The following is a 22,689-nucleotide window of genomic DNA, read 5'->3' as shown; positions in this document are numbered from 1 at the left end:
AACCAACCTCACGAAGGATAGAAAAGTGACAAAGATTCTCCGCGTTGCCGTCATCGGCGCAGGCCGCATGGGTGCGGACCACATCAAGCGCCTCAGCACCCGCATCCACGGCGCTGAAGTAGCCGCCGTCGTCGATGTTGACCTTGCCCGCGCGCAGGCTGCCGTTGAAGGAATCGACGGCGCCGTGGCGCTGTCCAGTGCCGATGAGGCGCTGAACAATGGTGACGTCAATGCAGTCCTGATCGCCACGCCGGGCTTCCTGCACGAGGAAATCCTGTACAAGGCGTTGGAGAAGGACTTCCCGATTCTCTGCGAGAAGCCGCTGACGCCGGATGCAGAAAGCGCGTGGAAGGTTGTCCAGGCTGAACTGGCATTGGACCACAAGCGCATCCAGGTGGGTTTCATGCGCCGCTTCGATGCCGAGTACTCGGCGCTGGGTTCGATCATCCGCAACAGTGAATTGGGGGAGCTGTTGATGTTGCACCACCAGCACCGCAACCCGAGCACGCCTGAAGGCTTCACCAATGAGATGCTGATCAACGACTCGGTGGTTCACGAGTTCGACGCCATCCGTTACTTCACCGGCGAAGAAATCACGTCCGTGCAGGTCCGCCTGGGGAAGCCTACGCGCAACGCCCCGAATGGCCAGCATGACCCCCAGCATGTGCTGCTTGAAACCGAATCCGGTGTGTTGGCCGACGTCGAGATTTACGTCAACGCCAAGTTCGGCTACCAGGTTGCCACGCAGGCGTCCTTTGAGGACGGCATTGTGAGCATCGGCGGCGACAGCGGCCCTTACATCCAGTCCTCCGGTAAGTGGGGCGGCAGCGTCACCCCGGGCTTCGAGGAGCGCTTCGGAGCAGCGTACGACGTCGAGGTCCAGGCTTGGGTTGATGCCGCCCTTCGCGGCGAAATCGGCGGTCCCACCGCCTGGGACGGTTATGCCACCGCTGCCTGCTGCGAGGCCGGCGTCGAGGCACAGAAGTCGGGCGAAAAGGTCAAGGTCCAGTTGAATACCAAGCCGGATCTCTACAAGTGGGGACACTGATATGAAGATTGCCCTTGATCCCACTCCGTTCCACCACAGCCATGCGCTGCTCGAGTTCCCGCGCGTGGCAGCAGATCTCGGCTACAAGTACTTGCAGATGACCCCGCATGCGGACCTCATCCCGTTCTTCAACCATCCCAAGGCTGATGACGAGCTTGTGGCCAAATTGAAGGCAGCGTGTAAGGATGCCGGCGTCGAAATCGCCTCCGTCCTGCCCGTCCTGCGATGGTCCGGACCCGATGAGGACGCCCGGGAGGCTGCGGTCCGTTACTGGAAGCGGGCCATCCAGATCGCCGTCGACCTAGGGGTCCAGACCATGAACACGGAGTTCAGTGGCCGACCGGAGAAGGCCGAGGAGTCAGAACGCGCGTTCTACCGCTCCATGGAGGAACTTCTGCCGATCATCGAGCGCGAAGACATGGACGTGCTCATTGATCCCCATCCGGACGACTTCGTGGAAGACGGCCTGGCTGCACTGCGCGTGATCCGGGGCGTGAACTCCCCGAACATCGGCATGGTCTACGTTGCGTCGCACTCTTTCCACATGGGCAACAAGCCGTTGGAGATCATGCGTGCCGCCGGCGACAAGCTTCGCCTGGTGCACGTCTCTGACACGATGAACCACAACGCCTCACACGGCCTCAGGTACATCACCAACCCGCCTGGCAATGCTGTCCGCGTCCACCAGCACCTCAAAATCGGTGACGGGGATGTGAACTGGGACGAGTTCTTCGGTGGCTTGAAGGAGATCGGGTTCCTGGACAAGGAGAACACCGTCATGGTTTCTTCGGTGTTCGCAGAGGACGAGAATGCCGAGGACGTTTCCAAGTACCAGCTCAAGACGATGAACGACTACATCGCCGGGACAAAATAGGTAGTTTATGTACAGCTAAGGCCCCCTGGACGTCATCCAGGGGGCCTTTCGCTGTGCACAAGCTCGGGAGGTTAGGCGCCGAACGGGAGCCTGGGGTCCACGTCCTGGCTGTCCCAGGTCTGGCGGATCCAGCCGTGGTGGGGGTCATCGCTGATGAGCCAGTCGCGCACACGTCCCGGGCCTGCCATGACGTTCAGGTAGTAGAGGTCATAGCCCGGAGCTGCCATCGCCGGTCCGTGCCAGCCGTAGGGGACCAGGACCGCGTCACCGGTGCGGACCTCCGCGGAGACATCGATGGGCCGGTCATCGGAGGCGTAGACGCGGGCGTAGCCGATGGCGTCTGAGTCCGCGGGGGCAGGGGAGTCCGGGGCGATGCGCGTTTCGAAGTAGTAGATCTCCTCCAGGCTGGTTTCGCCTTCCTTCTCCTCATCGTGCTTGTGGGGAGGGTAGGAGGACCAATTCCCGGCAGGTGTGATGACCTCGCAAACAATGAAGCGATCAGCTTCCAGCGCGGCCGGAGTGCCGAAGTTGTGGACCTGCCGGGAGCAGTTGCCCGCCCCGCGGAGCTCTACGGGGGTCTCGGCTGCCGTGATCAGGCGGGTGGGGTACCCGGCCTTGGCCGGTGCGGTCGCAACCGCCACCCTGCCGCCGTCGTGCGAGCTGATGGTGACGGCCTTATTGATACCTGTGTACAGGACGTCACTCGGCCCGTGGAAAACCGATTGCCGGCCCGCGAGGCTGTACGCGTCGTCGTCGACCGTGACAGTAAAGGAACCGCTCAACGGAACCACAATGCGCTCTTCCGCAGCGTCAGGGAGCTCGACGGCGGCACCAGCCTCAAGCGTCGCAACCTTCAGACCCGTATGGGCCCAGCCGTCGATCGCGAGACTGGAATCGGAAGTGCCGAGCGAGATGTCCCATTTGCCGTCGGTGGCTGTTCCCAGCGGGTAGACCCAGTTGGCCATAAGTATGTGTCCTTGCGTTAGCGCTGTACGAGTGTCATTTCAAAGCTGTAGGAATCCGCACGGTAGACGTGGTGTCCCGTTTCAACCATGCGTCCCGTGTCATCCACCGCGGTGCGCTCCATGGTCACAAGCGCCGAACCCACTTCGGCTTCGAGAAGGGGAGCCTGGTAGTCATTGGCGATCATGGCGCCGATGCGCTGGGATGCCAACCGGAAATTCACGCCGCCGCGACGAAGGATGGAATAGAGTCCCTCGCTGGACAGCTGGGCTTCGTCCATGCTGGTGATGTCGTCACGGACCCAGTTCTCCATGAGCGCCAGGGGCTTGCCGCCAACTTTGCGGAGGCGGGTGAAGTGGTAGACCTTTGACCCGGGCGGCAGTTGAAGCGCGGTGAGTGTGGCGGCGTCGGCCTCCACGTGGGAGAAGCTGAGCACATCCGTGGTGGGCTTCTTGCCGTTATTGCTGAGGTCATCGAAAAGACTGGAGAGTTCCAGGGGACGCCGGACCTGGCTCGAAACAACCTGCGTGCCAACGCCGCGTTTACGGACCAGAAGGCCCGAGCGGACCAGTTCGTCCATGGCCTTCCGCATGGTGGGGCGGGACAGATTGAGCTGTGCAGCAAGGTCGATTTCGTTGTCCAATCTGCTGCCCGGTTCCAGGACGCCGCTGTGAATGGCGGCTTCGATTCCCTGGACCACTTGGTGATAGAGCGGCACCGGGGACGAACGGTCGATGCTGAGGCTGAGTTGGTTCGCCACTGGTTTCTCCTAGCCTGCGGAAGCCCGGCCGGGAAGCAGTACTCCGGTCGGATGGATGAGTATGTCCCGCTCATGTTCTCTTGATAGGACATACTGCCTTTTTCTGATAATAGCAGCCGGGCTGTGCTGGTCAAGGAAGTGACTCCCGGCCCTGTCGTGGTGTCATCTACTCGAGGAAATTACGTAAAAACATCCTAATGTCAGGACAAAGTATTGACAAAGTGTGAGGCGAGTCACCATGATCGAGGTAGCAGGCGATCCGGGCACGAGTCCCCGGACGCCCGAAGCTGACATCAAAGGAGATAACGGTGGCAAAATTCTCGTGGCGCAAAGCGGCGGTCGTCGCAGCAGTGGTTCCATTGGTGGCCCTGAGCGCCTGTTCGAGCCAGGGCGGCAAGCCGGCAGATTCCGGGGGAGGTGCAGCGGCCGGACAAGCAGCCAGCACGGCGCGCATCAAGGTAGCCCTCATTACGCACGCAGCGGCTGGTGACACCTTCTGGGACATTGTCCGCAAGGGCGCAGAGGAAGCATCAAGCAAGGACAACGTGGAACTCCTGTACACCAGCGATCCTGAAGCCGGGCGCCAGGCGCAGCTTGTTCAGCAGGCCATCGACCAGAAGGTGGACGGCATTGCTGTCACCCTGGCAACTCCGGACGCCTTGAAGGATGTGCTGAAGAAGGCAACCGATGCAGGTATCCCCGTGGTGAGCCTCAACGCGGGTGAATCCGTTTCCAGCCAGCTGGGCGCTTTCACGCACTTCGGATCCAACGAAAAGCTCGCAGGCGAGGCGGTTGGCACGCGGCTCGCTGCAGAAGGATACAAGCACCCCGTTTGCGTTATTCAGCAGCAGGGCCACGTGGGCCTGGAAGCTCGCTGCGCCGGCGTGAAGGCCAAGGTCCCGGCAACGGAAATCCTCTACGTTGATGGCAAGGACATGACTGCGGTCCAGTCAACGGCCACAGCGAAACTCCAGGCGGCCAAAGATGCTGATGTGATCATCGGTCTCGGTGCTCCCATCACCCTCACCCTGCTCAAGTCAGTTACTGACGCCGGCAGTTCGGCCAAGGTGGCCAGCTTCGACCTCAATGCCGATCTCGCCCAGAAGATCGTAGACGGCCAAGTGATCTTCACCGTTGACCAGCAGCCATGGCTTCAGGGCTACATGTCAGTTGATGCCCTGTGGCAGGCAAAGCGCGGCGGCTTCAAGATTGGCGGCGGCCAGCCTGTCCTGACCGGCCCGACCCTCGTGGACAAGGCCAACGCCGCCGATGTCCTCAAGTTCGCCCAGCAGGGCGTCCGCTAGATCCAGGCATCCGGCTGCGCGGCGGGAACCCGCCGCGCAGCCTGACCAACAAGGAGTCATTCCTATGGCAAACACAGCAACCCTGCCGCCGGCGACATCGCCTGGCGACGAACGGGTCGGACGCCGTAGTCCGGTCCAAAAGTTCCTGGCGAGGCCCGAGGTCGGTGCACTGGTCGGAGCAGTTGTCCTTTTCATCTTCTTCGCGTCTGTTTCCCAGACGTTTACGCAGCCGAACGCGCTCGCTACGGTGCTCTACGGTTCCTCAACCATTGGCATCATGGCGGTAGGGGTATCCCTGCTGATGATCGGCGGTGAGTTCGACCTTTCCACAGGTGTGGCCGTGATTTCTTCCGCCCTGACCGCCTCTCTCTTCAGCTGGAACTTCTCAACGAATGCATGGGTTGGTGTCACGCTGGCACTGGTTGTCTCCTTGGGCATTGGATTCATCAACGGCTGGATTCTCGTCAAGACCAAACTTCCGAGCTTCATCGTCACCCTGGCGACCTTCCTCATGCTGACGGGCCTGAACCTGGCACTGACCCGCCTCATCGGCGGCAGTGTCTCCTCGCCGTCGATCTCCAAGCTGGACGGGTTCGAATCGGCACGAGCGGTATTCGCGTCCTCCATCAGCATCGGCGGGGTGGAAGTCAAGATCACGGTGTTCTTCTGGATCATCCTTGTGGCAGTGGCATCGTGGATCCTGTTGCGCACCCGCGTTGGCAACTGGATCTTCGCAGTGGGCGGCGATGCCAATGCTGCCCGCGCAGTTGGCGTCCCGGTGACCAAGACCAAGATCGGCCTCTTTATGGCCGTTGGTTTCTGCGGCTGGATCCTGGGCATGCACAACCTCTTTGCCTTCGATGCCGTGCAGTCCGGTGAAGGTGTTGGCAACGAGTTCCTCTACATCATTGCTGCCGTCATCGGTGGTTGCCTCCTGACAGGCGGCTACGGCTCGGCGGTGGGTGGCGCTATCGGTGCCTTCATCTTTGGCATGGCCAACAAGGGCATCGTGTACGCACAATGGAATCCGGACTGGTTCAAGTTCTTCCTGGGCTTGATGCTCCTCTTGGCCACCATCGTGAACCTGATCGTCAAGCGCCGGGCAGAGCTCAAGTAAGGGGCCGGAACAATGAACGCACAACAGATCGACCAGCAGACACTGCTGAAAAACGAGAAGGACCCGTTGACGCACACACCCGTGCACCTGCTTTCGCTCGAGGGAGTAGGTAAGCACTATGGCAACATCATCGCCCTGCGCGATGTAACCATGGCCGTAGACAACGGCCGTGTGACTTGCGTGCTGGGCGACAATGGCGCCGGCAAGTCCACCCTGATCAAGATCATCGCAGGCCTGCACCAGCACGACGAAGGCACCTTGCAGGTAATGGGCGATGCCCGGAAGTTCAATTCACCAAGGGATGCCCTCGACGCCGGTATCGCCACCGTGTACCAAGACCTGGCAGTGGTCCCGCTGATGCCCATCTGGCGTAACTTCTTCCTTGGCTCGGAACTGATCAGCGGATTCGGTCCGTTCAAGAGCATGGACGTCCAGAAAATGAAGGACATCACGCTGAAGGAGCTGGCCGAGATGGGCATCGACCTCCGCGATGTTGACCAGCCCATCGGACAGCTCTCCGGCGGCGAGCGCCAGTGTGTCGCCATCGCCCGGGCCGTGTACTTCGGCGCGAAGGTGCTGATCCTGGATGAGCCCACAGCCGCACTTGGCGTGAAGCAGTCCGGCGTGGTGCTTCGCTACATCCTGCAGGCCCGCGACCGCGGCCTCGGCGTAATCTTCATTACCCACAACCCGCACCACGCCTTCCCCGTGGGTGACCGCTTCCTGCTGCTCAAGCGCGGCAAGTCGATCGGTTATTACGACAAGAAGGACATCACCTTGGATGAGCTGACGGCCCAAATGGCCGGCGGCGCAGAGCTCGCGGAGCTGGCGCATGAGCTGGAGCAGCTCGGCGGGCACACCGATGCGCTTGAGGAGGTCAATGCCGAAGTGGCGGGTGTGGCTGACGCTGCACCGGAGGGTGCCACGAAGCGGCACTAGGTTTGTTCGGCGGACTTTTGCCCGGAGCGCCTGATGGCTCCGGGCGGAGTCGTGTCCGGCCCCTCTAGTGAACGGCTCCTAGTGAACAGCCGACGTCGTGCCGCGGAGTACCAGCGTCGGCTCGATGAGCTTGCGCTCCGGCTCCAACGTCGGATCGTCGATGCGGGCCAGCAACCTTCGCGCTGCGTCCACCCCCACAAGGTCGCTTCGGTTATCGATGGACGTGAGGTCCAGGAAGCGGGACTTGGCCAACGGGGAGTTGTCGTACCCGATCACCGAAATATCGTTGGGCACGGATAGTCCGCGGGCTTTGATGGCGGCGAAAGCGCCCAGCGCCATGGTGTCGTTGGCGGCAAAGATCGCGGTAGTGCCGGGGTGGTGGTCCAGTAGCCAGCAAGCGGCTCCGTACCCGTCTTCTTCTGACGTTCCTTTAGTTTCACCGATGACAACTTCGACGCCGGCAGCCTCCAGAGCGCTTTGGTAACCGGCGCGCCGGTGTGCTGACGCGCCGTCGGACCCGGAAAGGTGGCCGATCCGGCTGTGGCCCAACCCCAGCAGGTGGTCCGCTGCCATGCTGCCCCCGCTGTCGTCGTCGTTGGTTATCAGGTCCGCACCTGTCGGAACGCCCTTCCGCCATCCGGCAACTACAGTGGGGACCCACGTTCCAGCGAGCATCGGTTCGCTGGGCTCGGCGGCCAGGACCAAGGCGTCCACGTGCATGGCCAGCAGGCCGTCCGTGGCTTCCTTGATGCGGTTGGCGCCAGGCCTGGAGTCCGCGAGCATGACGTGGTAGCCAAGATCCGAAAGGACGGATTCCATACCCCGGAGGAGATCGACGAACCAGAGGTTGCGGTAGTCGTCGATCACCAGGCCGATGCTCTTGGTGCGGTGGCTGGCAAGAGTGGTGGCAGCCCGGCTTGGCCGGTAGCCCAAATCGTGTATCGCCTTTTGGACGGCCTGCCTACGCTTTTCACTGATCCTCCCCGGGTCCTTGAGGAACAACGAAACCAACGACGGCGAGACTCCGGCCTGGGTGGCGACGTCGTAAAGGGTGGGGCGACGGGTCTGTGCGTTCTTCAACGGAATCGGTGTGCCTTTCGTGTCTGTCCTTGAGGATAGTCGGTTATGGATTGACAGGACATATAGACATAGCTACGCTCAAACCCAGTGCAAAAATTGTAGCGCTACAAAATGCCGTTCATGCCTCATGGCACGGCGAAATTTCAAAGGAGAAATCAATGGCTGAAAGCCTCGGCGTCGCCGTCATCGGTGCAGGAATGGCGGGCAAAGCCCACGCTGCCGCGTACCGCACGGCATCCACCCTCTACAGCCCGGTACTGCCGCAGCTCCGTCTCGTCTCGATTGGCGATGTGAATGCTGAATTTGGTTCCCTGGCTGCCCGGCGCTTTGGATACGAGCGCAACGATACGTCCTGGCAGGCAATCGCCGAGGCCGATGACATTGACGTGGTGAGCGTGGTCATCGCCAACTCCCTCCACCGCGAAGTTGTGGAAGGCCTGCTCGCCGCCGGCAAGCACGTACTGTGCGAGAAGCCGCTCAGCGATACCCTGGCCGATGCCCGCGCCATGGCGGTCGCCGCCCGGCAAGCAGAGGCGCGTGGAACACTTGCCCGCATCGGCTTCACCTTCCGCCGGACTCCGGGCATCGCCTACATCCGTGACCTGATCCAGAACGGTGTTCTCGGGAATGTCCTGCACTTCAGCGGCCGGTACTGGACCGACTACGGCTTTAGCCCTTCGGCTCCCATGAGCTGGAGATACAAGGGTGGGCCCGGCTCCGGTGCGCTGGCCGACGTCGGAAGTCACCTGACGTATGTCTCCGAATTCCTGTGCGGCGATATCAAGTCCATCAGCGGTGGCCGGCTCGCCACAGCGATTGCCAAGCGCCCCCTTCCGCTGAGTGCCGTGATGGGTCACGATCACGTGGCCGTCAGCGACACGTTCGAAGCGGTGGAGAATGACGACTACGCAGCCTTCAACGCAGAGTTCACCAACGGCGCTGGAAGCTTCGAGGTCTCCCGCGTTGCAGCCGGCCACGCCAACAGCCTCCAGTTCGAGGTCTTCTGCGAGAACGGCGCCGCCAAGTTCGATCAGCGCCGGCCGTCGGAAATCCAGCTTTTCCTCAATGACGGTTCAGGTAACGAGAACGGTTACCGCCAGGTCATCCTTGGCCCGGGACATCCGTACATCGCCGGGGGCCTCGCCATGGACGCCCCGGAAGTTGGCTTTGGCCAGAACGACGCGTTCGGCTATCAGGCCCGCGCGTTCCTCGAAGAAGTCGCCGGGCTCAGCGCAGAAGCATCCCTGCCCCGCTGCGCCACCTTCGATGAAGGCGTCCGCAACATGGAACTCCTCAACGCCGTCACTGAATCCAGCCTGAACAACGGAAAGAAGATCACGCTATGAAGCTCGGCGTCTACAACGCGATCCTGCACGACCGGCCGCTTCCCGAAGCGCTGAAGGTCATTGCCGATCTTGGTCTCACTGGGATCGAGATCAACACCGGCGGATTCCTGCCCGCCGTGCACGTGCCCACCTTTGACCAGATGCTGGAAAGCGACGCAGCCCGCGACGACTACCTGGCGATCTTCGAGGGCACCGGCGTCTCCATCGCTGGCCTGAACTGCAACGGCAATCCGCTGCATCCGAAGCGGGAAATCGGTGAGAAGCATGCCGAAGACATCCGCCGTTCCATTCGCCTGGCCCATCGACTTGGACAGAACCGGGTTGTCACCATGTCCGGCCTCCCGGGTGGCGAGCCCGGAGCGTCCACCGTCAACTGGGTAGTCAACGCCTGGAACTCCGCAGCCCTGGACGTGTTGGATTACCAGTGGAATGTGGCCGCTGCGTTCTGGAAGGAAACAGACCGCCTTGCTGCTGATCACGGCGTCAAGGTGGCGCTGGAACTGCACCCGCAGAATATCGTGTTCAACGCCGCTGATGTCTACAAGCTCATCGAGCTCACCGGTGCCACCCATGTTGGTGTCGAACTGGACGCCTCGCACCTGTTCTGGCAGCAGATGGACCCCGTTGCTGTGGTCCGCGAACTTGGCCCTTTGGTGTTCCAGGCAGCTGCGAAGGACGTCCGCGTGAACAAGGACAACGCTGCGCTGTACGGCGTATTGGACAACAGCTTCCGACGGCTTTCAGCCGAGGAAAACCGCACCAACCTGGGCGGCGACGAGTGGGCCAACGAATGGCCCAAGAACTCGGCCTGGGACTTTGTCGCCTTGGGCCGTGGACACGATACGGCCTTTTGGACCGAGTTTCTCCGGGCCCTCCACGACGTCGATCCCAACATGCTGGTCAACATCGAACACGAGGACGTTTCCCTGGGGCGCATTGAGGGACTTGAAGTTGCGGCAAAGGTCCTTAAGGACGCCGACGCGGCCCTGAACGCTTCTGGCGTTAGTACTATTTGACAGGACAAACTGACAAGGTTTAGTGTCGCCTCAAGAATCCCTCTTAGGAATCAACTTCTGCTGCACTGACGGAGACAGATAATGATGAAGCAAGTGACCCTCGGCCTTGTGGGTGTCGGCCGGATTGGCGTAATGCACGCCATGAATATCAGCGCGCTCAACCCGGTCCTGAACCCCGAAGGTATTCAGGTCCAACTCAAGCTGACCGACGTGGCGGAGGAACACGCCCGATCCGTGGCCGCCGAATGTGGAGCGGAATTCCTGGGCTCGGTGACGGAGCTGATCTCCTCGGGTGTGGACGGACTGGTGATCGCCACCGGGACGGGCACACATCCGGACCTCATCCGCGCAGGCGTGGATGCTGGGATTCCCGTGTTCTGCGAGAAGCCCGTGGCTGTGAATGTTGCCCAGTCCCTGCCTGTCCTGGAGTACATCCGGGAGACGGGCGGAACCGTGCAGATCGGCCACCAACGCCGATTCGATGCCGGCTACCTTGAAGCCAAACGCGCCTACGAGGCCGGGGAATTGGGCTGGATCCACTCCGTCCGTGCCCTCACATGCGACATGACCCCGCCGCCGGTCCAGTTCCTGGCAACCTCGGGAGGCCTGTTCCGGGACTGCTCCGTGCACGATTTCGACATCCTTCGCTGGCTCACGGGCAAGGAAATCGTGGAGGTCTATGCCAAGGGCTCCAACAATGGCGACCCCGCAATCGGTGAGGTGGGCGACGTCGATACCGCTTTGGCGGTAGTAACGTTCGACGACGGCACGGTAGGTACGGTCTCAGCCAGCCGTTACAACGGGGCCGGGCATGATGTCCGCCTGGAACTCCAGGGCTCTGATGGCTCGGTGGTGGTTGGCATGGATGAACAGATGGCTGTCCGTTCGGCTGAGCCAGGGGTTGCCTTCCCGTCCGGCATCTCCCACAAGACCTTCGCCGAACGCTTCGACCAGGCCTACCGCTCCGAGATGGCTGCGTTTGTGGAATTGGTCCTCGGGGAACGCAAGAATCCGTGCACCCCCGAGGACGCCGTTGCTGCTTCCAAGGTGGCCGACGCCGCCCAGGAATCCCTCGAAACCGGCGTCCCGGTCCACGTCGCCCCCTGATCTTCTCTCACATCCTGCGGCTTTTTCCCCGATCTTCTCTCACATCCTTGGGGATTGCCGGCGTTCCTCTCTCCCTTGCTTCAGGAAAGCCACGACGTCGGCACCCGACTTGGGTGCCGACGTCGGGACCTGCCGCGCGGGGGAGGTGCGAGAGGATCGGCCGAAAGGGGCCCCGATGTGCGAGAGGATCGGCCGAAAGGGGCTTCGATGTGAGAGAGGATCGGCCGAAAGGGGCTTCGATGTGCGAGAGGATCGGACGTAGCTGACGCGGGCCGGATGAGTCTGGGGGAAAACTCCGACCCGCGCCAGGTCTATGGGGGCTGATCAGGCGATGACCTTCATGGCCTGCCACCCCGTGCCGAGGCTAACGGGCGGAACGTTGCTGAGCGTTCCGCTTCCCGATCCGGGATAGAGCCACAAAGTGTCTCCGATACGGCCTACGACGTCGTTCTTGCCGTCGCCGTCAAGGTCCCGTGGCCCGGCCAGCGCAGTGCGGGTTCCCCAGCCCGTCCCGATCTGCGTCCATTGCAGCCAGCCCCCGGAACCATTGCCCGGATATAGCCATAATGCGCCTGTATCAGTGCGCCGCGCCAGTACATCTGCCTTGCCGTCGCTGTTGAAATCACCAGTGCTGAAGATGGCGTTCATGACGCCCCAACCCCAGCCGACGGTGTAGGGAGTCCGCTGCCCGCCAGCACCATTTCCTTCATACAAACGGAGGTCGCCGTTGCTGCGACGTGCCATGAAATCGGGAATTCCGTCACCGCTGAAATCCCCTGGTGAGAAGATCTGCGTCATGGTGCTCCAACCGATGCTGACCTGCTTCCGTGCGCCAAAGCTGCCAGCACCGTCACCGGGGTAGAACCACAGGACGTCCCCGGATCGTGCCAGGAGGTCCGGCTTTCCGTCGCTGTTGAAGTCACCCGGGGTGATGGTGTCCGTGTTGGATGACCAGGCCGGCGCAGCCAAAGCAAGCTGCCGGGGGGAGAGCCCGCCCGCGCCGTTGCCCGGGTACAGGTACAGGTTCCCGGCGGTATCAGCCGCGAGGACGTCAGCGCGGCCGTCGCCGTTGAAGTCATGGGCCGACGGCGGTCCGGCGACGGGAACGGTGTACGTCTGGGTACCGACGGGCGACGTATTGCCTGCGGTGTCCACCCCTATGTATTTGAGCGTCAGGGTGGAATTGCCCATCACGATAGGGCTGGAGTACTTGATATTGGTAGCAGACTCCGTGGCTGTGGGGGTGCTGCCATTCGTGGTGTAGTAGATCGCCGCCCCAGGCTCGTTGGCGCTCAGCGTGATCGTGGCGCCGCTGGCCAAGGCCCGTCCGGTGGGATTGGCCGTCACCACTGGGGCCGTCGTGTCCGGCGGAATCGTGTACGTCTGTGTTGCGACGTCGGACGTATTTCCAGCGGTGTCCTTCGCGAAGTACTTCAGGGTCATGGGCCCCGGCCCATTGAACGTAATTGGCGCTGTGTAAACCAGTCCCGCCGTGAGAGGATCGGTGCCGTCCGCCGTGTAGCGGATTTCCGCTGGCTCGTTGGCGGACAACGTGATGGTGGTACCTGCTGCGTAGGCGCCCCCCGCAGGGTTGGCTGTCACCACGGGCTTGGTGATATCCGGGCCCGTGGAGTACGTCTGCGTGGCCACGGTCGAAGAATTGTTGGCGCCGTCAACGGCGAAGTACTTCAGGGTCATCGGGCCATTCAGCGGGATGGGGCTGGCGTACTTGCTGCTCGCCGTCGTGGGGTTGCTGCCGTCGGTGGTGTAGTAGATCGTCGCCGTCTCATTGGCGGACAGGGTGATGGTCTGACCCACCGCGTATGTTCCGCCCGGAGGCGTCGCAGTGACTACTGGGGCCACATTGTCTGTCCCGAGGTAGGCCTCAAACTCGGCCAAACCGGCGTTGGTGGTGGTGGAGCTGACTGAGGTGATGTTCAAACGCACAGAGCTCACGGTTTTTGCCGGGAAATTGATGGTGAACCCAGAGCCGTTGTTGGGAAGCGCTGGGACTGTCACCGTGCTTCCGTCCGAGAACAGGAGGTTTCCACCGGTGACCTGATCCGAGAGGAGCGGCCTGTCGAACAAGGTCACCGAGTTGATGGTCCTTGTGGGGGAGAAGTTGTACTGAATCCAGCTGCCCGCCTTTTCGCCGGCTGTTACCCACTCACGGGTTGCGTCCATGGGGGCACCCCAGTCGTACCCATCACGGGCCTTTTCCGGACTCTGGGCTGTTGCTTTCTGGGATGACGCCGTGACGGTAGTTCCTGCAGATTTCGCAGCATTGCCCACCCACTCAATGGCTGTGATGTACTGCCGTTTCAGCCACTCATCGTAGGGGGAATCGGGGCATCCTTCGCCTGGGCTGCTGCAGATATACATGTCGAAATCGGCGAACCGCACGAACGTGTCCACCTTCGCAGTGAGTTCAGCACCCGTCACATTCTGGGGGTACTCGTCAATCACGTACGCGTCGTACGCCAGGGAAGTGTGGGGGCCGGTGTAGCTGCGGGTAGCCAACTGGGCGAATTTTGCGGTCGCCCAATGGTCGCTGTGGTCGTAGGGGTTGTTAAAGTTGCCAGTCCAATCCTGGGTACGGAACGTGGTCGGTTGGAAGTTGGCAACCAGCCGGTTCAGCGCCGTCTGGAACTGTGACTTGGTGAACGTGGCTGCATTATCCACGGGCCTGATGGAGGAAAGCCGTCCATCCCAGAGTTTGAGAATGCTCTGATCGTTGTACGCCGCGCTGCCGTCACCATTCGGGAAACCATCGGGGAGCCGCATGAACACCACTGAGATGTTGGGTGCGCCATTGAGGGTTTGCATCGTCAGCGGACGGTTGGGAACGCCTGCGTCCGAGGTTGTCCACGAATCAGACACCCCTGCCATCTTGGAGTAGCTGGCCCTGATTCCAGCTTCCAGGCCCTTCCAGTACGCGGCACCCTCGCCAGCTTCGCCCGCAGTGGTGAACACTGTCTGGACGCACCGCTTGGCCTGGATATCCCTCATGAAGTCCGGGCTGAGGAAAATCAGGTCATCGTCCGTATGGGCCACGATCTGCATGGCCCCGCCGGTACCTGCGCACGGCGGTACGGCCGCCGCCGCGGGGGCGCCCGAAAATGCGACGAGTCCCGCGAAGGCTAAAGCCGGACCCAGAAGAAGGCTGAGGAGGCGCCTGCCGAAAAAATGAGCTTGCCGATTCGGACGACGGACGTATTTTGGACGGTCCACAACCATGCTCCTTTGAGCAGATGTTGGGCCCCCCAGCCGGCAAACTTACGACGCCCGCAGGACGTCATTCGAATGGAGTTATGCGCTCGCCGAACTCTCAGCGGAACGGAAAGCGATGCAGTGAGCGCTACTGTACTCCTCCGGGGCGAGGCTGAACAGGGTTCCGGCACACTTCCACGAACGCTTTGAAAGGTGCCAACCGCTCCTCATCAGGAAGTTGGGAAGCTTCCGGATGCCACTGCACCGAGGCCACCCAGCGGGAAGGATCTTCAAGCGCTTCCACAGTGCCATCGTCGGCGATCGCCGTGACCACCAGGCCTTCTCCCACCCTGGCCACGGCCTGGTGATGCCCCGAAGCGATCTTGATGGAGGTCCCTTCCGGCGCGCCATAGAGGGCGGCGGCCTTGGACCCCGGTGCGAGCACAACGTCATGCCATGCCCACTCACCGGCCGCGGGGTCGTCGGGATTCAATCCGTTGTGGTTGACGGTAGACGGCGCCATGTCCTGGATCAACGTCCCGCCATAGAGCACGTTCAACAACTGATGACCGCGGCAGATCCCCAGGAGCGGAAGGCCGGCGTCGATTGTGGCCCGGGCAACGTCAATGTCCAGATGGTCCTGCTCCGGGTTGACGTCATACACCGAATCGTCCGGGTCCTGGCCATAAAGACGCGGTTCCAGGTCCCCGCCACCGGGCAGCAGCACGCCGTCGAGCGTTTTCATGACGGAGGCCAGACGCCCCGCGCTGTCGGCCGAAACGGGGGTCAGCAACACCGGCTGTGCACCGGCTTCACGGAGCAAATCCACAATAAAGGTGAACAGTTGGTTGGCTTCGCCCACGCGGGTGTCGGGGTTGTCCGAGCTGCTAAGGCGAATCGGAACTCCGATACGTGGCCGGGCGCCAGCGCCGCCCTCATCTGAAGTCTTCATGCTTCATCATGCAACGGAACATCGCCCCGCGCGTAAACGGGACTCAAGCCGTTGAGCACTACTACGCTGATGCCATGAATCCCTCCGGTGCCTTGAACCCAAGTCCACGGACGCTCGATGTCGAAAGCATCGTCCATTTCGACAAACTGGTTACTTCCGGGGCAGGATCCATGCACGGCTGGCACGCGCAGTCGCTGGACCTTCGCGGACGCTCGCGGGAACTGAAAATGATGGACCCGCAGGGCGCGATCTTCCTCGGATGCACTTTCGACGACGGCATCGAGGAGAGCCTTCGAAGCCGGGGCGCGCTCATCTTTCCCAAGATGCGCGGCGTGCCCTTCAACCCGTATCGCGGCACCCTCTACACAGCCAGGGAACTCTACGAGGACATTTCCGCTACCGATTATGAAGCCACCCTGGACGCGCGGATTTATGAGTGGAGCATCCTTCCCGGGAAGCGTGCAAGCCTTGACGCAACGCTCGCCGCCGCCCTCCACGACCACGCGATTGGCGACGCCCTGGATGAACTGCTGCAAGACGGTGACCTGGCAGGCACCAAACTCGTGGGCGTCATGGGCGGACACGCCGCCCAGCGCGGAACCAAGGAATTCGCCGACGCCGCGCGGCTGGGTCGCTTGCTCGCGCAAGCCGGATTCACGGTAGCCACTGGCGGTGGCCCTGGCGCGATGGAAGCGGCCAACATGGGCGCCTACCTCAGTAGAGTGCCCGACGCCGATTCCACCGCAGCGCTGCAAGCGCTCGCGTCCGTACCCGGGTTCAGGCCCTCGGTGTCGGCTTGGGCGCGGCAAGCAGCCGCCGTCGTCGAACGTTATCCGGAAGGCACCGCAACGCTCGGCATACCCACCTGGTTCTACGGCCACGAGCCACCAAACCTGTTCGCCACCCACATCGCCAAGTACTTCGCCAACGCGATCCGGGAAGCGATCCTCCTGGAGCTTTGCAACGGCGGGATCGTGTTCCTGCCCGGTTCGGCCGGAACCGTGCAGGAGATCTTCCAGGACGCCTGCGAAAACTATTACGGCGCCCCCGAAACAATCACTCCCATGGTCCTGGTGGGCCGCGATCATTGGGAACAGACCTACCCGGCATGGCCGATGCTGCGCAGCCTCGCGGCGGGGAGGCCCATGGCGGACAGGATCTTCCTGGTGGACACCGTGGAGGACGCGCTCGCAGTGGTGGCCGCAGGCTAAAAGTCCTTGCTGCACGGGCCGGAGCCGAGTTGGGCAAGGCCCGTCTTGTCCCCGGTGGCGTACTCGCGAACCCACGAGGCTTGGTCGTACATCAGCTGGCGGGGGTCATCTATATGGTCCAAACCAAGAACGTGTCCGAGTTCGTGCATGATCACGGCCGTGCCCACTTCCTTGCCCTGGGGCGAGTCCATGATCCCGGCGAACTGCGGCGCATCCAACGATACCGAGCCGGTCACGTATGCCTTATAGCCGTTGCTCAGGCCGATGGAAGAGCTTCCGCCCAGGCCCACCGTTTGGCCCGTCAGCCGCGGCACCTGCTCCGGCGTGGTCCAGGCAATGAGCACAGGCGCCCAACGGTCACCGTACGTGGTGGGTTGGTAGCCGGCCCTGTTGGTGCTGGGGATTTCGGAGGTCGGACCGTCATAAATGAACTGCAGCCCGGAGGCGAGGCTGGCCTGCCGAACGGCTTCCTCCACCATGGAATACCAGCTCGTTGGGGCCAGATCCGAGTTCACCACGTAGTGGATCGGCCTGCAAGGGGAGTATGCCAGGGGAGTTCCGTCCTCCTTGACGGCCAGGAATTTGTAGGAAGTGCTGGTCCTCTGCAACGGCGCCGGCTTGCCCAGGGGTGCGTTGGCTTCCTCAAAGCCGGGCAGCGGATCCTGACGTTGGCCAAAGGGAACCAGTCCGGGCCGTGGCGCTTGGCTCTGCGTCGTGGAATCAGACCAGAAACTTTGCAGTTCGCCGCTGAAGTAGGCGCCGGCGCAGACCAAACCGATGACGCCGAACAGGAACAGGATGGCCGCGATGCTGCTGTGTTTGATGGGGGGCCTGGGCGGCGGCGTGGCATGCTGCTGATAAGGCGGCGGGGGATAGGGGTCTGGCCACTCTGGCGACCCATAAGGTTCCATCGAACCCCCTCACGGGACGGCCCAATCGGACGGTGGGGCGCCGCCGTCGGCCGCTTCCGTCAGGATAGAACCCATGGGACCGCGAGTCCATGGGCGATTCGTGAGAAGCTGCGCTGCTTTAGATGTCCTTGCGGCAAGGAGCCGAGGCCAGGAGGTGAAGGCCGTTCAGGTCGCCGGCGGCCAATCCGTCAGGGGCGCCGATCTCCGGGTACATCAGCTGAACCGGATCATCAACATGATCCAAACCCATGACGTGCCCCAGCTCGTGCTGCATAACGGCCAGCACATAGTCCGAACCGCCGTCCTCCGCAAGAAGCTCCGCTACTTGCGGGGTGTCGAGCTCCAGGCTGCCTGTGATGTAGCTCTTGGGACCATTGTTGAGTGAGTACATGGTGCTGCCGCCCGTACCGATGACGGTCTCAGCCAGCGCCGGAGCCGTCTCGGGCGTGGTCCATGAAATCAGCAAGGGTGCCCACCGGTCACCGTACTTGGACGGTTGGTACGGTTCGCGTTTGGCGGTAGGCAACTCGTCCGTGCTGCCATCGTTGATGAATTGGATTCCCGACGCTGCGGAAATATTGGCGATTGCGGTGGCAAGCAGTGCATCCGTTCCCTCAGGTGCGGTGGCGTCATTTACCACGTAGTGCAAGGGCCGGCACGGGGAGTACCCCACCGGAGTGCCGTCGTCGTTGGTTGCCAGGAACTTGTACGAATCGCTGGCGTTGGCTGGGGGCGGCGGCGATGCCAGTGGGGCGTCCGCCTCGTCGATTCCTGGAGGCGGCGCGTCCAGGGCGCGGGCAGGGGTCTGTTGGATCGGCTCGCTTTTGGGCGAATTGGGCAGCGCCACTCCTGGAAACAGCCCGATGATTCGCGGATCGCCATGGAGCAAACCGCTGACAAGGACAGCCACGACGGCGGCGACACCGGCCATGAGGACGCCGCGAAGAATTCGGAGGGTTGTGCCCGCACGACGGTGTTTTGGCGCGCGCAACGGCGGCTGCTCCGAATCCACGGTTCTCCATTCCCTACGCCCCGGTCACGCGGGGCCGCGCGGAGGACGAACCAACATTACCGCCTAGACGATCATCGTTCCGAACGCGAGGCCCAGCCCATAGGTGGCGGCCGCGGCACCCAGTCCGATCGCCAGCTGCCGGAAGCCACGGCTCAGCGGTGAGGTCCCGGACAACAGCCCGACGACGGCGCCAGTCGCCAGGAGCGCGACGCCCACCAGAACACCGGCTACCAGCAGTGCCGCCACACCCGTCATGCCGAAAATAAACGGAAGGATAGGCACGATCGCACCGGAGGCGAAGAAGCAGAAGCTGGACATCGCAGCACCCCAGGCAGACCCCACGGTTTCGTGGTCGTCAGTGGGCTGCTCCTTTTCGGGTTGCAACGAAAGGCTGGGATCGCAGTCGCAACTGAAGAGTCCCATGCGTTCGGCTGCGCGGTGCTCGGCGGCCTCACGGGTCATGCCGCGGGCCAAGTACACCAGCACGAGCTCGTTGTGTTCGATGTCCAAAGAAGGGGCGGCTGCGAGGGTAGCCTGCGTGGGCAGCGTGGCGTTGAGCAACTCCCGTTGCGAGCGGACCGAAACGTATTCACCGGCACCCATGGACAGGGCGCCGGCCAGCAATCCGGCAACACCGCTCATAAGGACCACCGGGCTGGGAACGCCCGTTGCGGCCATACCCATTACCAGTGAAAGGTTGCTCACCAGGCCGTCGTTGGCACCAAAAACAGCGGCGCGGAAGGTACCGGAGAGCCTATTGCGTCCACGCGTGGCAAGGCCTCGGACAACTTCTTCGTGGATTTGTTCGTCGGCAACCATGGCCGGGGTCGCGGCAGGTTCGGCACCGTAGGGGGAGCGGCCTTCCGCGCGCTGAGCCAAAGCGAGCACGAAAACGGAGCCGAAGTGCCGGGCCAGGAAGCCCAGTAGCTGGCTGCGGGTTGATGCTCCCTTCGGCATTCCAGCATGCTCTCCGAGGAGCTTGAGCCAGTGTGCCTCGTGTCGTCCTTCTGCCTCAGCCAAGGCGAGCAGGATTTGGCGTTCTTCGCCGTCACGACGCTGCGCGAGCTCCCGGTAGACGGCGGCTTCGGCACGCTCATCGGCCAGGTATTGGCGCCAGCGCCTGATGTCCGCGGCCGTGGGCGGGACTGGTTGGGGCGGTGTTCCGGATCCGGGGGCGGGGTCCGGAGCGGGGCTCGACGAACCGTGGGATTCCTGGTGCTTCTGCACTTTTTCTCCTGTGCTGGGTGGGGTAGTTGCGGCCCCATTGCACGCCCACTGTACCGCTTATTGGCGCGGACTTTTGGCCGGTATTCCTTAGTGGGAATGTTCGGTGTGCCTTAATTTTGGGCTCGATCCTGCCTTGCTCCAGGCGTGCCTTGACCCTGTTCAAGCACAGTGCTCAGATGGAAGGACAGGGGCGGGGGCCCTCCCCGCACTCGGTCAGCAGGCTGCTTGCCAGCCCACCAGACGGAGGTTGCAGCATGGACACCACCGAACCGCACGCCAACCACCCGGAACGGGAGACCATCGAGTCAGACCCCGCTTATGACTACAGCGATGACCAGGAAGTCGACGAACCCTGGGTGGAGGAAATCGACGTCCCGGATGACGACGAGCGGGTGGTCCCTCTGGATGAAACCGAAGAGTTCCGCGGGGAAGAAGACGAAGAATTCTAGGACCGTTTTGTTCTAGGCAGGGCCGTCTTCACCGAATCTGAAATGCCGCTCCAGTCCCGACGTACGCCCGAGCGCTGCAACAGTCACAGTCAACGTCCTTGACTCTTCACACCACCGCGATGGACGCACAGCCTGCGCCAGCGCCGGCGGTGCTGAGGGCTTGGTACGGCAAGGACTGCTCCTTTGGGGGAGTGCTCTTGCCCGCTCGGTTGTCTCTGGTCCGGGGCGGGCCGCTTCCTCATCCGAACCACCCGTGAACATGGGGTTGGTGTGTGGCCAGTCGGAGCTTGGCGCCACCTCTCTTGAAGCTGGGACCACTGTACTGGAGGAGTGCCATCCGGGAGAAGTATGGCCCTCGGTCCCTCCGTTGTGGGGCCTGGTGTGCGTGCCAAGGGGTGGGGATAGCGCGCAGAGCGGGCCTAGCAACGGGCGAATCGAGGCGGAAAGCGCAACGGCGACGCTGCCCCGGGAAGGGGCGGCGCCGCCGTCGAACATTACTTGGGCTGGGTCTGCTCAGCTAGCTGGCGTTGTGGCTGCTGACAGGGTGAGCCTCCAGGGGCAATTCGTCAGAGACCGCACCGGCCACGCGCTTGTCCCAAGCGGCCCGAACTTCGGGATCCGTGGGAGGCGTGAGGAGGGAAATCACGACATAGGCCACGAACGAGGCCGCCAGGCCGTAGTAGATGGGCTCGTTGGCGTAGACGCCATCGACGCTCGGAATGACTCCAGTTGCGAACAGAATGAGCAAGGCCAGCGTCAATACCGAGCCCACTGCCATGGACCAGGCAGCAGCGATACCGGTTCCGCGCTTCCACACCAAGCCGCCGAGAATCGCGACGAGGAGGCCGCCTACCAGGATGTCGTAGGCAATGGTGAGGGCAACAACCACGTCCTGTGCGGCCATGGAGATCAGCACCGCAACGATGCCCAGGCCAAGAACCCAGTAACGGTTGGCCTTGACGTCGTGCTCGGGGTTTTCGGTGTCGTCGGTGTTGATGGTCTTGCCGAACCAGCTGGCAACGAACGGAACAACATCTGCGCGAGCCACGGTGGCGGCGGCAATCAGGGCACCTGAAGCGGTGGACATCATGGCTGCAACAGCTGCGGCCATGACCAGGCCGCCGATGCCGATGGGCAGGATGTTCGTTGCCACTTCGGCATACACCACGTCCTTGCCAAGGTTGGCCACATCGATGTTGGGGAGTGCTACCCGGGCAGCCAGGCCGATCAGGGCGCCAGCCACACCGTAGAGGATGCAGTAAACGCCGGCCGTCGCTCCGCCCCAGCGTGCAACCTTGGGAGTCTTGGCGGTGAAGACGCGCTGCCAGATGTCCTGGCCGATCAGGAGTCCGAGAGTGTAAACAACGAAGTACGTGATGATCGTCTGGACACCGATTCCGTCGATCTGGAAGAAGCTCGCATCGACGCGCTCACGGATGCCGTCGAGTCCTCCGGCTGCGTTCATGACGAATGGGAGCATCAGGAAGAAGATGCCTACGGTCTTGATGATGAACTGGACCTGGTCCGCAAGGGTGATGGACCACATGCCACCAATGGTCGAGTAAACAAGCACGATTGCACCGCCGACGGCGATCGCCATCCAGCGCGGCCAATCGAAGAGGACGACAAAGATGGTGGCGTATGCGCCGGTGGATGTGGCGCAGAGCATGAGGGTGTAGGCCAGCATGACGATTCCGGAGGTCTGAGTGGCCTTGCTGCCGTAGCGAAGGCTCAGCATTTGGGAGACCGTGTAAATCTTCAGGCGCTGGATGGTGCCGGCGAAGAGCAAGCTCAGGAGGAGGACGCCGGAGCCGATTGCGACTACCAACCACATCCCCGAGATGCCGAACTTGTAGCCCAAGCCGACGCCGCCGACGGTGGATGCGCCACCGAGGACAACTGCGGCCATGGTGCCTGTGTAAAGGAAGGGTCCCAAGCGGCGGCCAGCCACCAGGAAGTCGCTGTTGTTCTTGGTGCGGGACTTGCCCCACCAGCCGAATGCAAGCATGGCAAGCAGGTACACCACCACAATGGCGATGTTTATGAACGATGAGTCCATGAGTGGCTCCTTGGAGCTGGTGCACGGAGGTTGGGGTTTTCGACGATACTCCTGGGAAGTGCCGAAGTCTCCGTGCTGATGATGGGAGATTGGGGATCGTGTTG

At 62.3% G+C, this 22,689-nt stretch carries 19 protein-coding genes and 1 riboswitch; of the genes, 10 read left to right on the top strand and 9 right to left on the bottom strand.

The window, feature by feature from the left end:
• Positions 1-25: 25 nt before the first annotated feature.
• On the top strand, positions 26-1,048 hold the full coding sequence (locus ACTAQJ_RS11615; RefSeq protein ID WP_498696271.1) for a Gfo/Idh/MocA family protein: 1,023 nt from the start codon (positions 26-28) through the stop codon (positions 1,046-1,048).
• A 1-nt stretch (position 1,049) separates the two neighbouring features.
• Positions 1,050-1,922: a sugar phosphate isomerase/epimerase family protein gene (locus ACTAQJ_RS11610; RefSeq protein WP_498696269.1), complete on the top strand. Its 873-nt coding sequence runs from the start codon at positions 1,050-1,052 to the stop codon at positions 1,920-1,922.
• A 71-nt stretch (positions 1,923-1,993) separates the two neighbouring features.
• On the opposite strand, the gene iolB is transcribed toward ACTAQJ_RS11610, so the two are convergent.
• Both iolB and ACTAQJ_RS11600 read right to left on the bottom strand, forming a co-directional pair.
• Positions 1,994-2,887, bottom strand: coding sequence for a 5-deoxy-glucuronate isomerase (gene iolB / locus ACTAQJ_RS11605; protein WP_498696267.1), 894 nt, complete (start codon positions 2,885-2,887; stop codon positions 1,994-1,996).
• Between the two features lie 17 nt (positions 2,888-2,904).
• Complete coding sequence (locus ACTAQJ_RS11600) at positions 2,905-3,645, bottom strand: GntR family transcriptional regulator (RefSeq protein WP_224093760.1); 741 nt, start codon at positions 3,643-3,645, stop codon at positions 2,905-2,907.
• 308 nt (positions 3,646-3,953) lie between these two features.
• Here ACTAQJ_RS11600 and ACTAQJ_RS11595 point away from each other — a divergent pair, with 308 nt between their 5' ends.
• From ACTAQJ_RS11595 to ACTAQJ_RS11585, 3 genes are all read left to right on the top strand, one after another.
• Positions 3,954-4,949 (top strand): substrate-binding domain-containing protein, encoded by a 996-nt coding sequence (locus ACTAQJ_RS11595; RefSeq protein ID WP_431118628.1) that lies wholly within the window; start codon positions 3,954-3,956, stop codon positions 4,947-4,949.
• A 64-nt stretch (positions 4,950-5,013) separates the two neighbouring features.
• Positions 5,014-6,066, top strand: coding sequence for an ABC transporter permease (locus ACTAQJ_RS11590; RefSeq protein WP_442018312.1), 1,053 nt, complete (start codon positions 5,014-5,016; stop codon positions 6,064-6,066).
• A 12-nt stretch (positions 6,067-6,078) separates the two neighbouring features.
• Positions 6,079-7,005 carry an ATP-binding cassette domain-containing protein gene (locus ACTAQJ_RS11585; RefSeq protein ID WP_498696265.1) on the top strand — a complete coding sequence of 309 codons (927 nt, stop codon included), beginning with the start codon at positions 6,079-6,081 and terminating at the stop codon, positions 7,003-7,005.
• 78 nt (positions 7,006-7,083) lie between these two features.
• Here the strand turns inward: ACTAQJ_RS11585 and ACTAQJ_RS11580 are convergent, their stop codons facing one another.
• Positions 7,084-8,085 (bottom strand): LacI family DNA-binding transcriptional regulator, encoded by a 1,002-nt coding sequence (locus tag ACTAQJ_RS11580; protein ID WP_498702127.1) that lies wholly within the window; start codon positions 8,083-8,085, stop codon positions 7,084-7,086.
• A 158-nt stretch (positions 8,086-8,243) separates the two neighbouring features.
• On the opposite strand from ACTAQJ_RS11580, the gene ACTAQJ_RS11575 reads away from it, so the two are divergent.
• From ACTAQJ_RS11575 to ACTAQJ_RS11565, 3 genes are all read left to right on the top strand, one after another.
• The gene (locus ACTAQJ_RS11575; RefSeq protein ID WP_431118632.1) at positions 8,244-9,431 is read left to right on the top strand and encodes a Gfo/Idh/MocA family protein; all 1,188 of its coding nucleotides are present in this window, start codon (positions 8,244-8,246) and stop codon (positions 9,429-9,431) included.
• Positions 9,428-10,447, top strand: coding sequence for a sugar phosphate isomerase/epimerase family protein (locus ACTAQJ_RS11570; protein ID WP_498702126.1), 1,020 nt, complete (start codon positions 9,428-9,430; stop codon positions 10,445-10,447). Before ACTAQJ_RS11575 ends, ACTAQJ_RS11570 begins: the two co-directional genes overlap by 4 nt.
• Positions 10,448-10,531: 84 nt before the next feature.
• Positions 10,532-11,554: a Gfo/Idh/MocA family oxidoreductase gene (locus tag ACTAQJ_RS11565; protein WP_498702182.1), complete on the top strand. Its 1,023-nt coding sequence runs from the start codon at positions 10,532-10,534 to the stop codon at positions 11,552-11,554.
• Between the two features lie 324 nt (positions 11,555-11,878).
• Here ACTAQJ_RS11565 and ACTAQJ_RS11560 read toward each other — a convergent pair whose 3' ends face one another.
• Complete coding sequence (locus ACTAQJ_RS11560; RefSeq protein ID WP_498702125.1) at positions 11,879-14,791, bottom strand: chitobiase/beta-hexosaminidase C-terminal domain-containing protein; 2,913 nt, start codon at positions 14,789-14,791, stop codon at positions 11,879-11,881.
• Positions 14,792-14,912: 121 nt separating this feature from the next.
• The gene (locus ACTAQJ_RS11555; protein WP_498702123.1) at positions 14,913-15,716 is read right to left on the bottom strand and encodes a gamma-glutamyl-gamma-aminobutyrate hydrolase family protein; all 804 of its coding nucleotides are present in this window, start codon (positions 15,714-15,716) and stop codon (positions 14,913-14,915) included.
• Positions 15,717-15,790: 74 nt separating this feature from the next.
• On the opposite strand from ACTAQJ_RS11555, the gene ACTAQJ_RS11550 reads away from it, so the two are divergent.
• Positions 15,791-16,927, top strand: a complete 1,137-nt coding sequence (locus tag ACTAQJ_RS11550) for an LOG family protein (protein WP_498702181.1) — start codon at positions 15,791-15,793, stop codon at positions 16,925-16,927.
• Here the strand turns inward: ACTAQJ_RS11550 and ACTAQJ_RS11545 are convergent.
• The 3 genes from ACTAQJ_RS11545 to ACTAQJ_RS11535 all read right to left on the bottom strand — a co-directional run bounded on the left by ACTAQJ_RS11545 (position 16,924) and on the right by ACTAQJ_RS11535 (position 20,077).
• Positions 16,924-17,838 (bottom strand): matrixin family metalloprotease, encoded by a 915-nt coding sequence (locus ACTAQJ_RS11545; RefSeq protein WP_498702122.1) that lies wholly within the window; start codon positions 17,836-17,838, stop codon positions 16,924-16,926. The genes ACTAQJ_RS11550 and ACTAQJ_RS11545 overlap by 4 nt on opposite strands.
• A gap of 118 nt (positions 17,839-17,956) precedes the next feature.
• Positions 17,957-18,769, bottom strand: coding sequence for a matrixin family metalloprotease (locus ACTAQJ_RS11540; RefSeq protein WP_498702180.1), 813 nt, complete (start codon positions 18,767-18,769; stop codon positions 17,957-17,959).
• Between the two features lie 144 nt (positions 18,770-18,913).
• Positions 18,914-20,077: a VIT1/CCC1 transporter family protein gene (locus tag ACTAQJ_RS11535; protein ID WP_498702121.1), complete on the bottom strand. Its 1,164-nt coding sequence runs from the start codon at positions 20,075-20,077 to the stop codon at positions 18,914-18,916.
• Between the two features lie 254 nt (positions 20,078-20,331).
• On the opposite strand from ACTAQJ_RS11535, the gene ACTAQJ_RS11530 reads away from it, so the two are divergent.
• Positions 20,332-20,526, top strand: a complete 195-nt coding sequence (locus ACTAQJ_RS11530; RefSeq protein WP_224093790.1) for a hypothetical protein — start codon at positions 20,332-20,334, stop codon at positions 20,524-20,526.
• A gap of 188 nt (positions 20,527-20,714) precedes the next feature.
• Positions 20,715-20,834: riboswitch (SAM riboswitch) on the bottom strand.
• Between the two features lie 209 nt (positions 20,835-21,043).
• Here ACTAQJ_RS11530 and ACTAQJ_RS11525 read toward each other — a convergent pair.
• Positions 21,044-22,585 (bottom strand): sodium:solute symporter family protein, encoded by a 1,542-nt coding sequence (locus ACTAQJ_RS11525; RefSeq protein WP_498702120.1) that lies wholly within the window; start codon positions 22,583-22,585, stop codon positions 21,044-21,046.
• Positions 22,586-22,689: the final 104 nt, after the last annotated feature.

Source organism: Arthrobacter sp. alpha11c, from assembly GCF_054149985.1.
Note: the sequence above shows the minus strand (reverse complement) of the source record. Positions and strands in the feature narration are given on the sequence as shown.

What these genes read in the sequence shown, in the direction of transcription:
- ACTAQJ_RS11585 (WP_498696265.1), top strand. Translation starts at nt 6,079, where the DNA reads ATGAACGCACAACAGATCGACCAGCAGACACTGCTGAAAAACGAGAAG.
- ACTAQJ_RS11560 (WP_498702125.1), bottom strand. Translation starts at nt 14,791, where the DNA reads ATGGTTGTGGACCGTCCAAAATACGTCCGTCGTCCGAATCGGCAAGCT.
- ACTAQJ_RS11565 (WP_498702182.1), top strand. Translation starts at nt 10,532, where the DNA reads ATGAAGCAAGTGACCCTCGGCCTTGTGGGTGTCGGCCGGATTGGCGTA.
- ACTAQJ_RS11555 (WP_498702123.1), bottom strand. Translation starts at nt 15,716, where the DNA reads ATGAAGACTTCAGATGAGGGCGGCGCTGGCGCCCGGCCACGTATCGGA.
- ACTAQJ_RS11590 (WP_442018312.1), top strand. Translation starts at nt 5,014, where the DNA reads ATGGCAAACACAGCAACCCTGCCGCCGGCGACATCGCCTGGCGACGAA.
- ACTAQJ_RS11545 (WP_498702122.1), bottom strand. Translation starts at nt 17,838, where the DNA reads ATGGAACCTTATGGGTCGCCAGAGTGGCCAGACCCCTATCCCCCGCCG.
- ACTAQJ_RS11540 (WP_498702180.1), bottom strand. Translation starts at nt 18,769, where the DNA reads ATGGCCGGTGTCGCCGCCGTCGTGGCTGTCCTTGTCAGCGGTTTGCTC.
- ACTAQJ_RS11610 (WP_498696269.1), top strand. Translation starts at nt 1,050, where the DNA reads ATGAAGATTGCCCTTGATCCCACTCCGTTCCACCACAGCCATGCGCTG.
- ACTAQJ_RS11570 (WP_498702126.1), top strand. Translation starts at nt 9,428, where the DNA reads ATGAAGCTCGGCGTCTACAACGCGATCCTGCACGACCGGCCGCTTCCC.
- ACTAQJ_RS11525 (WP_498702120.1), bottom strand. Translation starts at nt 22,585, where the DNA reads ATGGACTCATCGTTCATAAACATCGCCATTGTGGTGGTGTACCTGCTT.
- ACTAQJ_RS11550 (WP_498702181.1), top strand. Translation starts at nt 15,791, where the DNA reads ATGAATCCCTCCGGTGCCTTGAACCCAAGTCCACGGACGCTCGATGTC.
- ACTAQJ_RS11530 (WP_224093790.1), top strand. Translation starts at nt 20,332, where the DNA reads ATGGACACCACCGAACCGCACGCCAACCACCCGGAACGGGAGACCATC.
- ACTAQJ_RS11575 (WP_431118632.1), top strand. Translation starts at nt 8,244, where the DNA reads ATGGCTGAAAGCCTCGGCGTCGCCGTCATCGGTGCAGGAATGGCGGGC.
- iolB (WP_498696267.1), bottom strand. Translation starts at nt 2,887, where the DNA reads ATGGCCAACTGGGTCTACCCGCTGGGAACAGCCACCGACGGCAAATGG.